General features: G+C 68.1%; 14 protein-coding genes. 2 read left to right on the top strand and 12 right to left on the bottom strand.

What is annotated here, in order from left to right; all coding sequences use genetic code 11:
- Window positions 1–20: 20 nt before the first annotated feature.
- From RGE_RS00650 to RGE_RS00640, 3 genes are read right to left on the bottom strand one after another with little or no spacing between them, the layout of a single operon-like run.
- Window positions 21–1,445 carry an NAD(P)(+) transhydrogenase (Re/Si-specific) subunit beta gene (locus RGE_RS00650; protein WP_014426372.1) on the bottom strand — a complete coding sequence of 475 codons (1,425 nt, stop codon included), beginning with the start codon at window positions 1,443–1,445 and terminating at the stop codon, window positions 21–23.
- A gap of 54 nt (window positions 1,446–1,499) precedes the next feature.
- Window positions 1,500–1,814 (bottom strand): NAD(P) transhydrogenase subunit alpha, encoded by a 315-nt coding sequence (locus tag RGE_RS00645; RefSeq protein WP_014426371.1) that lies wholly within the window; start codon window positions 1,812–1,814, stop codon window positions 1,500–1,502.
- 11 nt (window positions 1,815–1,825) lie between these two features.
- Window positions 1,826–2,956 (bottom strand): Re/Si-specific NAD(P)(+) transhydrogenase subunit alpha, encoded by a 1,131-nt coding sequence (locus tag RGE_RS00640; protein ID WP_043783650.1) that lies wholly within the window; start codon window positions 2,954–2,956, stop codon window positions 1,826–1,828.
- 204 nt (window positions 2,957–3,160) lie between these two features.
- Here RGE_RS00640 and RGE_RS00635 point away from each other — a divergent pair, with 204 nt between their 5' ends.
- Complete coding sequence (locus RGE_RS00635; RefSeq protein ID WP_043783648.1) at window positions 3,161–3,916, top strand: Crp/Fnr family transcriptional regulator; 756 nt, start codon at window positions 3,161–3,163, stop codon at window positions 3,914–3,916.
- On the opposite strand, the gene RGE_RS00630 is transcribed toward RGE_RS00635, so the two are convergent.
- From RGE_RS00630 to RGE_RS00590, 9 genes are all read right to left on the bottom strand, one after another.
- The gene (locus RGE_RS00630; RefSeq protein ID WP_014426368.1) at window positions 3,900–4,748 is read right to left on the bottom strand and encodes a BKACE family enzyme; all 849 of its coding nucleotides are present in this window, start codon (window positions 4,746–4,748) and stop codon (window positions 3,900–3,902) included. The genes RGE_RS00635 and RGE_RS00630 overlap by 17 nt on opposite strands.
- A 231-nt stretch (window positions 4,749–4,979) precedes the next feature.
- Window positions 4,980–5,780: a cyclase family protein gene (locus tag RGE_RS00625; protein ID WP_014426367.1), complete on the bottom strand. Its 801-nt coding sequence runs from the start codon at window positions 5,778–5,780 to the stop codon at window positions 4,980–4,982.
- A gap of 89 nt (window positions 5,781–5,869) precedes the next feature.
- Window positions 5,870–6,658: an SDR family NAD(P)-dependent oxidoreductase gene (locus RGE_RS00620; RefSeq protein ID WP_014426366.1), complete on the bottom strand. Its 789-nt coding sequence runs from the start codon at window positions 6,656–6,658 to the stop codon at window positions 5,870–5,872.
- A 21-nt stretch (window positions 6,659–6,679) separates the two neighbouring features.
- Entirely contained in the window at window positions 6,680–7,021 is a 342-nt protein-coding gene (locus RGE_RS00615; protein ID WP_014426365.1) for a cupin domain-containing protein, read from the bottom strand.
- Window positions 7,018–7,698: a 3-oxoacid CoA-transferase subunit B gene (locus tag RGE_RS00610; protein ID WP_014426364.1), complete on the bottom strand. Its 681-nt coding sequence runs from the start codon at window positions 7,696–7,698 to the stop codon at window positions 7,018–7,020. Before RGE_RS00610 ends, RGE_RS00615 begins: the two co-directional genes overlap by 4 nt.
- On the bottom strand, window positions 7,698–8,360 hold the full coding sequence (locus RGE_RS00605) for a 3-oxoacid CoA-transferase subunit A (RefSeq protein ID WP_014426363.1): 663 nt from the start codon (window positions 8,358–8,360) through the stop codon (window positions 7,698–7,700). The genes RGE_RS00610 and RGE_RS00605 overlap by 1 nt, the downstream gene beginning before the upstream one ends.
- Window positions 8,361–8,444: 84 nt before the next feature.
- Window positions 8,445–9,779, bottom strand: a complete 1,335-nt coding sequence (locus RGE_RS00600) for an MFS transporter (RefSeq protein ID WP_157781788.1) — start codon at window positions 9,777–9,779, stop codon at window positions 8,445–8,447.
- 337 nt (window positions 9,780–10,116) lie between these two features.
- Window positions 10,117–10,440 carry a hypothetical protein gene (locus RGE_RS00595; RefSeq protein WP_050985530.1) on the bottom strand — a complete coding sequence of 108 codons (324 nt, stop codon included), beginning with the start codon at window positions 10,438–10,440 and terminating at the stop codon, window positions 10,117–10,119.
- A gap of 197 nt (window positions 10,441–10,637) precedes the next feature.
- A complete protein-coding gene (locus RGE_RS00590) occupies window positions 10,638–11,927 on the bottom strand; it encodes a solute carrier family 23 protein (RefSeq protein WP_014426360.1) in 1,290 nt (429 codons plus the stop codon).
- Window positions 11,928–12,048: 121 nt separating this feature from the next.
- On the opposite strand from RGE_RS00590, the gene RGE_RS00585 reads away from it, so the two are divergent.
- Complete coding sequence (locus RGE_RS00585; protein ID WP_014426359.1) at window positions 12,049–12,999, top strand: septal ring lytic transglycosylase RlpA family protein; 951 nt, start codon at window positions 12,049–12,051, stop codon at window positions 12,997–12,999.
- Window positions 13,000–13,012: the final 13 nt, after the last annotated feature.

Here is a 13,012-nt window from a genome sequence, read left to right as displayed (position 1 = left end):
TCCTGTGCGTCAGTCCGGGTTCAATCGACCGACTTGACCATGTCCTCGACGACCTTCTTGGCGTCGCCGAAGACCATCATGGTCTTGTCCATGTAGAACAGTTCGTTGTCCAGGCCGGCGTAGCCCGAGGCCATCGAACGCTTGTTCACGATCACCGTCTTGGCCTTGTAGGCCTCCAGGATCGGCATGCCGTAGATCGGGCTGCCCTTCACATGCGCGGCCGGGTTCACGACGTCGTTGGCGCCCAGGATGATCGCCACGTCGGCCTGGCCGAACTCGGCGTTGATGTCTTCCATCTCGAAGACCTGGTCGTAGGGCACCTCGGCCTCGGCCAGCAGCACGTTCATGTGCCCCGGCATGCGCCCAGCCACCGGGTGGATGGCGTACTTCACCGTCACGCCCTTCTCGGTGAGCTTGGCCGCCAGTTCCTTCACCGCGTGCTGCGCACGGGCCACCGCCAGGCCGTAGCCCGGAACGATGATCACCGTCTCGGCGTTGCCCAGGATGAAGGCCGCGTCGTCGGCGCTGCCGCTCTTGACGCTGCGCTGCGCCTGGCCGCCCGCCGCCGCCGTCGTGCCTTCGCCGCCGAAGCCGCCCAGGATGACGTTGAAGAACGAGCGGTTCATCGCCTTGCACATGATGTAGCTGAGGATCGCCCCCGAGCTGCCCACCAGCGAGCCGGCGATGATCAGCATGCTGTTGTTCAGGCTGAAGCCGATGCCGGCCGCCGCCCAGCCCGAGTAGCTGTTGAGCATCGACACCACGACCGGCATGTCGGCGCCGCCGATCGGGATGATCAGCAGCACGCCGAGCACGAAGGCCAGCGCGATCAGCACGATGAAGAACTCGAAGCGCTGCGTCGCCGCGAACGCGATGCCCAGGCCGATCGTCGCGAGGCCGAGCACGAGGTTCAGCCAGTGCTGGCCGGCAAAACGCACCGGCGCACCCTGGAACAGGCGGAACTTGTACTTGCCCGAGAGCTTGCCGAAGGCGATGACCGAGCCGCTGAAGGTGATCGCGCCGATGGCCGCCCCCAGGAACAGCTCGATGCGGTTGCCGACGGGGATCGGCTCGCCGGCCGGCGCGATCGCGAAAGCCTGCGGCTCGGCGACGACGGCCACCGCGATGAAGACCGCCGCCAGGCCGATCATGCTGTGCATGAAGGCCACCAGCTCGGGCATCTTGGTCATCTCGACGCGCTGCGCCATCACGGCACCGGCGCCGCCGCCGACGACCAGGCCGACGAGCACGTAGCCCAGCCCGGCGACGCCGCCACCGGCGAGCTTGACGATCAGCGCGGCGGTGGTCAGCACGGCGATCGTCATGCCGACCATGCCGAAGACGTTGCCGCGGATCGAGGTGGTCGGGTGCGACAGCCCCTTGAGCGCCTGGATGAAGCAGATGCTCGCGACCAGATACAGCAGGGTGACGAGGCTCGCGCTCATGCTCGTGCTCCCCGGGCCACGCGAGCCCTCGGTTGGAACAGGTTCGGATTCATCTCACTTCTCCCCCGCAGCCTTCTTCGCGGGCTTCTTCTTGAACATCTCCAGCATTCGCCGCGTGACCAGGAAGCCGCCGAAGACGTTGACCGCGCACAGCGCCACGGCCAGCACGCCCATGGTCTTGCCCAGGTCGGTCTCGGTCAGCGCCGCCGCCAGCATGGCGCCCACGATCACGATCGCCGAGATCGCGTTCGTCACCGCCATCAGCGGCGTGTGCAGCGCCGGCGTCACGTTCCACACCACGTGGTAACCCACGTAGATCGCCAGCATGAAAATGATCAGGTTCGTGACGGTATGGCTCACGATTTCCATCGCCGCCTCCTTCAGTTCTTCTTCAGTTCGCCGCCCTGCGCCATCAGGCAGGCGAGCACGATGTCGTCGTCGGCAGGCACGTGCAGCGCACCTTCCTTGGTGACGACGAGCTTGAGGAAATCGAGCACGTTGCGCGCGTACAGGCTGGAGCTGTCCGCGGCCACCAGCGCCGGCAGATTGGTCTCGCCGATGATGGTCACGCCGTGCTTCTTCACCGTCTGGCCGGCTTCGGTCAGCGGGCAGTTGCCGCCCACGCCATCGGCGCCACGGCCGGCGGCCATGTCGACGATGACCGAGCCCGGCTTCATGGCCTTGACCATGTCCTCGGTGACGAGCACCGGCGCCGCACGGCCCGGGATCAGCGCGGTGGAGATGACGATGTCGGCCTGCGCGACGCGCTTGGCGACCTCGACCTTCTGGCGGTCCAGCCAGCTCTGCGGCATCGGGCGGGCGTAGCCGCCGACGCCTTCGGCGGCTTCCTTCTCCTCGGGCGTCTCGTAAGGCACCTCGATGAACTTGGCGCCCAGCGACTCGACCTGCTCCTTGACGCTGGGACGCACGTCGGAGGCCTCGATGACCGCGCCCAGGCGCTTGGCCGTGGCGATGGCCTGCAGGCCGGCGACGCCGACACCCAGGATGACGACACGCGCGGCCTTGATCGTGCCGGCGGCGGTCATCAGCATCGGGAACAGGCGCTGGTACTTGTCCGCGGCCATCATCACGGCCTTGTAGCCGCCGATGTTGGCCTGGCTGGACAGCACGTCCATGCTCTGCGCCCGCGTCGTGCGCGGCGCGGCTTCGAGCGCGAAGGCGGTCAAGCCGGCGCTCGCCAGCGCCTGCAGGCCGGGCTTGTCGAAAGGATTCAACATGCCGACCAGCGCCGTGCCGGGCTTCATCAGCGCGAGCTCCTCGGCATCCGGGCTGCGCACCTTGAGCACCAGCTCGCAGCCGAACGCGGTGGCACGGTCGCAGATCTCCGCGCCGACGGCCGCGTAGGCCTCGTCCGGCGCACTCGCCGCCACGCCCGCGCCGCTCTGCACCTTCACGGTGTGGCCTTGCGCCTTCAGTTTCTTCGCCGTCTCTGGCGTGACGGCCACGCGGGTTTCCCCGGGGGACGTCTCCAGCGGCACTCCGATGTTCATGACGACACTTCTCCTCGGCAGACAGAGCTTGGACAGCCCGTCTTCCGGTGTATTGCGAATCTCACAAATTCCACGCCGCATCCTCCAATATGTGGATTCGGCGCGGGGCACGGACTAGACTGCCCAAGGCGCCCCTGTGGGGCGCCTCCCGCAACTGCAGTACGGCTTCACGTGGACACCTCCAAGCTCCTCGAACTGCCCCTGATGAGGGGGTTCTCCCAGCCTCTGCGGCACGCGATCGCCGACGGCTCCAAGCTGCGCACCTACCCGAGCAACTCGGTGGTGTTCCCGCAAGGCGCGCATCCCGGGGCGGTGGTCTACACGCTCAACGGGATGCTGTTCTCGTGGATCACGAACTCCGAGAACGAGCGCATCCTGCTGACGCATTTCCACCCCGACCGGCTGCTGCTGGTGAACAACACGCTGCAGCACCGGCCGCTGGACTTCGAGCTCTACGCGGTCACCCGCGTCGAGCTGCTGCTGATCCCGAGCCATGTGTTCATGCACCTGCTCGAACACTTCCCGGAGTTCCAGTCCTTCGTGATCAATGGGCTGGGCCGGATGCTCGACGACATGCGCCTGGCGCTGTGCACGCACAAGGCTTCGTCCAAGGAACAGGGGATCGCCCAGTTCCTCGTGCATTGCTGCAGCTGGAGCGCGATCCCGCAACAGCAGCTGCCCTTCTCGATCGAGTTCATCTCCGACTGCCTGCGCCTGTCGCGCCCGTTCGTCGCCAAGACGATCAAGCACTTCGCGCGGCTCGGGATCATGGGCTCCAAGTACGGCAAGACGATCGTGCTGGACCTCGAGCGCCTGCGCCTCGTCGCCGATCGCGGCATCGGCGAACTGGCGATGGCGGAGGACGAGGCCGCGGCCCCGGAGGCCGAAGACGGCCTCGGAGTTTCGGCGCCGGCGCACGAGACGCGTCACGATCGTCCCCGACTCAGGCCTGACGCTTGAGCTGAAGGATCTCGCGCGCCTCGTCAGGCGTCGCGACTTCCTTGTCGACTTCGGCCGCCAGGCGCTTGACGCGCTCGACGAACTCGACGTTGCTCTTCGCGAGCTGGCCCTTGCGGTAGAAGATGTTGTCTTCCATGCCGACGCGCACGTGGCCGCCCAGCGCCAGGCAGGCGAGCTGGATCGGCAGGTGGCCCTTGCCGATGCCCAGACCGCCCCAGGTGAAGTCGTCGCCGACGACCTCGCGGCAGGTCTCCAGCAGGAACATCAGGTTGCGCACTTCGGCCGTCATGCCACCGGGCGCGCCGAGCACGAACTGGAAGTGCGGGCGGTGCTGCAGCAGGCCCTTGCGGCGGTAGTAGCCGATGTTGTAGATCATGCCGGCGTCGAAGATCTCGTACTCCGGCTTGACGCCGCAGGCCGCGGTCTCGATGGCCAGCTTCTCCAGGAAGCGCGGGCTGTTCTCGAAGATCGTCGAGTGCGCCCAGTTCATCGTGCCGGCGTCGAACGAGCAGATCTCGGGGCGCAGTTCCTGGAACGGCTTCATCCGGATCTCGTCGGTCAGGCCCAGGCCGCCGGAGGTCGTCAGGTTGATGACGATGTCCGCACGGGCGCGGATCAGGCGCACGGTCTCGGCGAACTTGTCGAAGTCCATCGAGGCCTTGCCTTCGTCGTTGCGCACGTGGATGTGCGCGATCGAGGCCCCCGCCTCCCAGCAGCGCACGACCTCGTCGGCTTCTTCCTGCGGCGTCAGCGGGATGTACGGCGTGTCGGCCTTGCTCGGCCACGCACCGGTGCACGCCACGGTGCAGATCACCTTGTTGCTGAGGTTCATGTCAGTCCTTCTTTCGATCGGCCGTCTGCCGCATCCAACCCGGAGGAGCGGCGCCGGCGGTTGTGCTTGCGTGAGAGGGGAAAGGCGCCCCGCGACCAACGGCGCATCAAGCAGCCGCAGTGCCCCCTGAGGGGGCTTCGGCGGGACGTGGACCGTCCGGTGGACGGTCCGCGCCAGCCGAAGGGCCGGGCCACTGGCCCGGCCGCGCCGAAGGCGCTTCGGGGGTGGGCCTCAGTACGTGCCGTACTTGTAGACGCGATCCGGCACCGGGTTCAGGTCGTCCTCGTCGATCTCGGCGACCAGGCGCACCCACGAGCCGTCGCCCATGTACCAGCGGATCGGGAAGCCCATGATCTTGAAGCGCTTGCCGACGACCTTCTCGATGTCGCCACCGACGTTCTCGTAGCCCATGATCCCGTTGCCGAGGATCAGGTTGTGGCACGGTTCCCATTCCGGGAAGTCGTCCTTGACCTCGCGGCCGGTGCGCTCGCGGTACTCGTCCATCAGGCGCGGCACCAGCGGGCCGGTGCCGTGCGGGCCGATGGCGGTGTGCAGCGGGTGGTCCAGCGCCTGCTGGTCGACGCCGACGGCCTTCACGCCCTTCTTGACGAACCATTCGCCGGCGCTGCGGCCCAGGCCCGGGGCGTAGTGGTAGTACTTGGTGTTGTCGCCGTAGTACTTGTGCCAGCCGGTGTGCACGATGACGATGTCACCCTTGCGGATCTCGGGCGTCGCGGCCTCGAGGTCCTCGGCGGTGATGACGCCCCATTCGGGCTTCTCGATGTGCACGCACACCGCGTCGCCGTAGTACTTGTCCAGCGGGATCTCGTGCGTGAACTCGGTGCCTTCGACGACGTGCGCCGGCGAGTCGGCGTGCGTCGAGCAGTGCATCGTCGCGGTGATCTGCTGCGTCAGCACGCCCGACTTGGCCATGTAGTGCAGCTTGCTGATCTGCGGCGCCTGGAAGTAAGGCCACAGCGGCGAGGTCGCGCCGAACGGGTGGCTCAGGTCCACGAGTACTTTCTTGCCCATGATGTTTCCTGTCTGTCTCTGAAGAAGGTTTGGGGTGCGCCGCCGCGGGCCCTGTGGCCGTGGAGGAACGGCGGCGCGCGGGACGGTCCTCAGCCCGCGGTGCAGCCGCCGTCCACGTAGACGACCTGGCCGGTGATGAAGTCGGCGGCCGGCGCGCACAGGTAGACCGTGGTGCCGACCATGTCGATGACTTCCGCCGCACGGCCCATCGGGATGCGGTCGAGGAAGATCTTCTTGAGCTTCTCGTCCTCGAGGACTTCCTGCGTCAGCGGGGTCCAGAAGATCGTCGGCGCGACGGCGTTGACGTTGACGCCGTGCTTGGCCCATTCGGTGGCCAGCTGCTTGGTCAGCAGGTTGACCGCGCCCTTGCTGGTGCCGTAGGCCGCGTAGCCGCCCGGGTGGCCCGCGAAGGCACGCACCGAGGAGGTGTTGACGATCTTGCCGTGCTTCTGGCGCACGAAGATCTCGCCGAACACCTTGCAGGGAATGAAGGTGCCGGTGACGTTGGCTTCGATGACCTTGCGGAAGTCGTCGAGCGGGAACTTCTCGGCCGGGTGGCGGCGCGCGATGCCGGCGATGTTGACCAGGATGTCGATGCGCCCGAACTGCGTCATCACCTTGTCGGCCAGCGCCTGCACCGAGGCTTCGTCGGTCACGTCGCTGGTGATCGCGACGGCCTTGCCGCCGGCTTCCTCGACCTGGGCGACGGCCTTCTGCAGCGTCTCCATCGTGCGTCCGGTGACGACGACCGTCGCCCCGTGCACCGCCAGGCCGCGGGCCACGCCCTCACCCAGCGAACCGGCACCGCCGGTGATGACCGCGACTTGTCCCGTGAGGTCGAACAGCGACTTCACGCGTTGGTCCCATTGCTTGTCCATGATGTCTGCTTCCTTCTCTCTTCAGCTGTTCGTCGCCACCACCAGCATGCTGGCGGGGTAGTTGGTCTTGTTGATCACCGAGCGGCCCTCGAAGGGCGCGAGGAACACGGCGTCGCCGGCGCGCACCGTCGTCTCGCCGTCCTTGGTCTTGATGACCAGCTCGCCTTCGACGACGTAGTACAGCTTCTCGGTCGGCGAGTCCTCGTAGGCCCAGTCGGCACCGCCGCCCGGGAGGAAGTGGGACATCCCGCACCAGAACTTCTCGGCACCCGTGAGCGCCTTGTCGCTGAGCTTCAGCGCCACCATGCCGTTGTGCAGCGGGGGGTTGTAGGCTTTGGCCGCCGCCACGTTCGTGACCTTCATTGCTCTAACTCCTCTTCACCGAAAGTCTTGAGATCGAGCGCGACTGCCAGCCGCGCTCCCGTCGTGCGCATGACCTCCTCCACCGTCGTGTCGGCGGCGATCTCGGTCAGCAGGGGTCCGTCTTCGGTCATCTCGATGACCGCTTTCTCGGTCACGACCAGGTCGACGACACCGACGGCCGTGAGGGGCAGGGAGCAGCGTTCGAGCACGCGCGGCCTGCCGTTCTTGTCGCAGTGCTCCATCGCGACGATGACGCGGCGCGCCCCCGTCACGAGGTCCATCGCACCGCCCATGCCGGGCACCAGCTTGCCCGGCACGATCCAGTTGGCCAGGTTGGCCTCGGCGTCGACCTCCAGCGCCCCGAGCACGGTCACGTCGACGTGACCGCCGCGGATGATCGTGAAGGACATCGCGCTGTCGAAGTAGATGGCGCCGGGCAGTTCACCGACCGGCTGGCCGCCGGCGTTGGTGATGTCCGGGTCGATCTCTTCCTGCTGCGTCGGCGCCGGGCCGACGCCCAGCATCCCGTTCTCGGACTGGAAGACGATGCCCAGTTCGTCGGGCACGAAGTTGACGACCGAAGTCGGCAGCCCGATGCCCAGGTTCACGAGGTCACCCGCCTTCAGTTCGCGGGCCACGCGGCGTGCGATGCGCCGCCGGATCTGGTTCTTGTCCATCAGCGCCGCTCCCCTTGGACCAGGTAGTCGACGAAGATGCCGGGCAGGTGGAAGTCGTCGCCGCGGCCGTAGCCGATCTCGACGATCTCCTGCGCCTCGCAGACGACGAGGTCGGCCGCCGTGGCCATCGTCGGGTTGAAGTTCTTCGTCGTCTTGTAGAAGGCCGAGTTGCCGGCCGCGTCCGAGCGCGAGCTGCGGATGAACGCGATGTCCGCGCGCAGCGGCGTCTCGACCAGGAAGTCGGCGTCGCCGACGCGCACGCGCGCCTTGCCGCTCTCGACCACCGTGCCCAGGCCGGTGGGGGTCAGCACCCCGCCCAGCCCGGCGCCGTGGGCGCGGATGCGTTCGATCAGCGTGCCCTGCGGCACCAGCTCGACCTCGAGCACGCCGTCGGACATCTGGCGGCCGGTCTCGGGGTTGGTGCCGATGTGCGAGGCGATGACCTTGCGCACCTGACGGTTGGTCACCAGCTTGCCGACGCCGCGGTCGACGAAGCCGGTGTCGTTGGCGATGATCGTCAGGTCCCGCCGGCCGCTGGCGACCAGCGCGTCGACGATGGCTTCCGGCGTGCCGACCGCCATGAAGCCGCCGATCATCACCGTCATCCCGTCCTCGACGAGGGCCGCCGCGTCGGCAGCCGTGATCAAAGGTTTGGAAATCATGGTTTGGTTGAGTGTTCCGACCGTTGTCCGGCGGGGGTTATCGAGCAGCGGTCGGTGAATATCCCGGTTGTTTGTCCGAGTTATTCAGTGGCCGGCGTAGGCTGCGTCGCTGGCATCCACCCGGCCTTTGCACTCGGTCGTGATGAAGTAAATCAGCGCGGCCCCGACGAAGTCCAGGAAGATGAAGAACATGTAGGCCGCGTCGAAATCACCGGTCCACTTCAGGCTGGCGGCGATGACGGCGAAGCACATCACCCGGAACAGGCAGGCGATCGTCGAGATGACGCGGTTCGCGGCGGCGAAGTCATATCGCCCGTAAACCGACCCGACCTGCGACGTGGCGAGTTCCTTGATGCCGGCGATACTGGCGCCGACCATCAGCAGGGTGAAATACGTGAAGGTGTCGCTGCCCCGCACCAGGAGGCAGGCGTGGGTGGCCGCGAAGAAGAATGCGTAAGCGATGCTCGTGCGCCGCGTGCCGAACTTCACGTCGGCCCAGCCCCAGAAGTAGCTGAACACTGCGCAGAACAGCGCTGCGGTCGTGAACATCATGATCGCGGTCTGCTTGTCGTAGCCCACCGAAATCAGACGGGGAATCAGCTGGCTGACCACGCCGATATCCACCAGCCAGAGCACGCCATAACCCACGGAGATCAGCCACATGTCGCGGTCGCGCAGCAGCACCGGCAGCGTGAACGGGCTCTTGTGCTCGTTGAACTCGCGCAGGTTCTCGGCCATCGCCTCCTTGGAGAGCTTCTCGTTGTCAGGCGAGCAGCCGAGTTCCTCGGGGGTGTTGCGGACCCAGAAGAAGGAGACGATGCCGAAGACGATGAGGACGCCGCCGACGACCGCATAGGTATCCTGGACACCGAAGCGGCTGAACAGCATGACCATCAGCGGGACCAGCGTCGCGGTGCACAGCGACATCCCCATCGTGGCCCAGCCGAGGGCCAGGCCCTTTTTCCGCGGGAACCAGGTGGTGAGCAGCGTGCCGGGCACGTTGAAACAGGTGCCGGTGGCCAGGAAATTGATCAGGGTGAGGCCGATGGCATATTCCATCGGGGTCGTCACGCGACCGAACCAGATCATCGTCGCGCCGAGCGCCACCAAACCGCCGAGGGCGACCAGGCGGGCACCCTTGCGATTGATCATCTCGGCGATCAGGAACGAGCCGAGCACCCCCAGCCAGCCCGCCGGCGTCGAGAATGCGAGCAGCGTCGCATAATCCCAGCCGTGCAGATCGACGAAACTCTCGACGATCACGTTGAGACCGTCCGCGGTCCACGCCGCGAAGTTGTAGTACATCAGCAGGCTGAAGCCGATCATGCTCCAGCCCCAGCCGCCGAAGTTATTCGCGGAGGGTTTCTTGCCGATTGGTGGTGTCGCCGGGGAATTCCCCGCCTGCAAGCGTGCGCCCATCTCGTTATTCCTCATGACAGGGCCCCTGTCCGCTGGGGCCGGGAAGGTTCGTCTATTCGTCTTTTGATGTATGTCGGACGAGCACACGATATCGCTGGGGGCGGCGCCGTTCGGGCCCGAACTGTCAGCCGTTGACATTGCGTTTTTGATCTGCCGCAAAGTCGGATTCGCGCTGCGCGAAGCGCCGCTTGCCTCGGCACGGGGGGCTGAGGCAGGGCCGAGCGGGCAGGCGCAGGCCTCCCGGCGGCGACGCAGGACGAAAAAAAAGCCCGGGGGAGACCGGGCCGGAGAAACGCGAGGACGGGAAAGAGGGCGTCGCCGGGCGGCGACGCGGGGGTCAGCCGGGACCCTGGATGGACTCGAAGGCGCGCGCCAGCGACTCGCGCACGGTGTCGGGTTCGCTGGCCGCGCCGGGCGCGCACTGCATCGTCAGCACCAGCAGGCCGACCAGGCCGTAGAGCGTGCGCCGCGGGATCTGCTGGCGGTCGACGTGCGCCGAGCGGCCGCCGTTGCGCCAGTGCTCCATCACCTCGCGCGCCAGCGCCCGCACGCGCGACTCGTCGCGCCAGTCGATGCCCAGCGCGATGCCGAGGCGGGCCAGTTCGGCCTCGATCTGGCGCAGCGTCCTGTCGTAGTCGATGAACACGTCGAAACCTCGCATCGCCACCGGACGTCGGCGGCCTCGTCCGGATGTTCGCAACCCCCGTGCCAGCCGGCAAGACGGCGCCGCCGCAGGGAAAGGGCCGCCTCGGGCGGGCTGCAGGTGCGCAAAGCGCTGCGCAGGCGCGCAAGACGCTGCACGCCGGACATGAAAAAGCCCGGCCGAGGCCGGGCTTGGCGAGCGGGCGTTGCGAGCCCTCAGCCGTGCGCCTCGCGCTTGCCCAGCAGCGCCCACAGCAGGATGGCGCCGAAGGTGGCGGTTCCGATGCCGCCGAGCGTGAAGACGCCGAACTTCAGCGTGTAGTCGCCGGTGCCCAGCACCAGCGTGATCGCGGCGACGACGAGGTTGCGGTTGTCCGAGAAGTCGACCTTGTTGTCGACCCAGATCTTGGCGCCGGCCACCGCGATCAGGCCGAAGACGACGATCGACACGCCGCCCATCACCGCCAACGGGATGGCCTGGATCAGCGCGCCGAACTTCGGCGAGAAGCCGAGCAGCAGCGCGATCACGGCCGCGCAGACGAAGATCGCCGTCGAGTAGATCTTGGTCGCGGCCATGACGCCGATGTTCTCGGCGTAGGTCGTGACGCCGGTGCCGCCGGCCGAGCCGGAGATCATCGTCGCGACGCCGTCGCCGACGAAGGCGCGGCCCATCACCGGGTTCAGGTCGCGGCCGGTCATCGCGCCGACGGCCTTCAGGTGGCCCAGGTTCTCGGCGACGAGGATGATCGCCACCGGAGAGATCAGCAGCATCGCGCTCGGGTCGAACACCGGCGAGGTGAACGACGGCGCGCCGAACCAGGCGGCGTTGGACACGCCCGACAGGTCGATCGGCTTGCCCAGGCCCATGCCGTTGGTCAGCACGGCGTAGACGATGCTCGCGACGATCAGGCCGACGAGGATCAGCAGGCGCTGCGTGAAGCCGCGCGTGAAGACCGCGACGCCGGCGACGCAGACGAAGGTCACGCCCTGCATCCAGGCGTCGAACGAGGTCGGCGCCATGTTCTTGATCGGCACCCCGGCCAGGTTCAGGCCGATGACCGCGACCACCGAGCCGGTGACCACCGGCGGCATCAGGGCCTCGATCCAGCGCGTGCCGATGGCCATCACGATCAGGCCGATCAGCGTGTAGACCGCGCCGCAGGCGATGATGCCGCCCAGCGCCACGCCCAGGTTGCCGTTGGCGCCGTGGCCGGCGAAGCCGGTGGCGGCGATGACCACGCCGATGAACGCGAAGCTCGACCCCAGGTAGCTGGGAACCCGGCCGCCGGTGATCAGATAGAAGACGAGCGTGCCGATGCCGCTCATCAGGATCGCCAGGTTGGGGTCGAAGCCCATCAGGATCGGCGCCAGCACGGTGGCGCCGAACATCGCGATGACGTGCTGCACGCCCATCGCCGCGGTCTGCGGCCAGGGCAGGCGCTCGTCGGGGGCGACGACGGCACCGGGGGCGGGGCGCACTTCGCGCCAGCGGAAGATCGAACTCATCGGGGTTGCTCTCGTGTGGTCTCGGCTCGTGGCCGGGCGGGAGTCTAGGCCCGCGGCGCGCCGCGGCGGCCGCGGCAGGTCAGCGCGCCGCATGGACGAGGGGGCGCTAAAGTGCCCGCCGATGTCCGCCGCCCGCCTCGTCCGCAACGCCTGCCGCGCCAGCGTCGTCGTCGCCGCCGTGCTGCTGGCCGCCTGCGCGAGCAGGCCCGGCCGCGACGGCGCCCCGGCGCGGCCGCCGGGCGACCTGTCGTCGACACCCGACGCCGTGCCGCGTGTCGAGCCGCTGCGCCGCGGCGGCCCGAACAAGCCCTACGAGGTGCTCGGCAAGCGCTACGTGCCGATGGACGCCGACCTGCCGTTCAGCGAGAACGGCCTGGCCTCGTGGTACGGCACGGCCTTCCACGGCAAGTCCACGTCCAGCGGCGAGCCCTACGACATGTACGCGATGACGGCGGCGCACAAGACGCTGCCGATCCCCAGCTACGCCCTGGTGCGCAACCCGGCCAACGGGCGCGAGATCGTGGTGCGCGTCAACGACCGCGGGCCCTTCGTCGCCGGGCGCGTCATCGACCTCAGCTACACCGCGGCGCTGCGCCTGGGGCTGCTGGCCGGCGTCGCGCCGGTCGAGGTGCGGCGGCTGACGCACGACGAGATCCGCGCCGGCCTGTGGCGCCGCGGCGCGCCGCCGCCGGAGAGCGTGCCGGCGCCCGAGCCGGCGCTGGCCGCGGCCACGCCCGACGCCGCCGACCCGCTGATGACGCTGGTCGCCGGCGTCGAGGCGCGCCAGCCGGCACGCGACGCGGCGCCCCCGGCCGCGCGCGCGGCCGGCGCCGACGCCGCCCCCGGCTTCTGGCTGCAGCTCGGCGCCTTCCGCCAGGCCGAGGGCGCGGCGACGCTGCGCCGCCAGGTGCTGGACGCCGCCGGCGACCTCGCGGTCGCGGTCTTCGACGACGTCGTCGCCTACCGCGTGCAGGTCGGGCCGTACACCACACGCGCCGAGGCCCAGCGCGCCGCCGAACGCCTGCGCTCGCAGCTGCTGATCGTGCCGCTGCTCGTCGAACGACGCCCCTAGGCCGGCGGACGCC

Origin of the sequence: Rubrivivax gelatinosus IL144, from assembly GCF_000284255.1 — a bacterium.
Lineage (GTDB): Bacteria > Pseudomonadota > Gammaproteobacteria > Burkholderiales > Burkholderiaceae_C > Rubrivivax > Rubrivivax gelatinosus_A.
The sequence above is the reverse complement of the archived record's forward strand: the minus strand, read 5'-3'. Positions and strand labels throughout refer to the sequence as shown.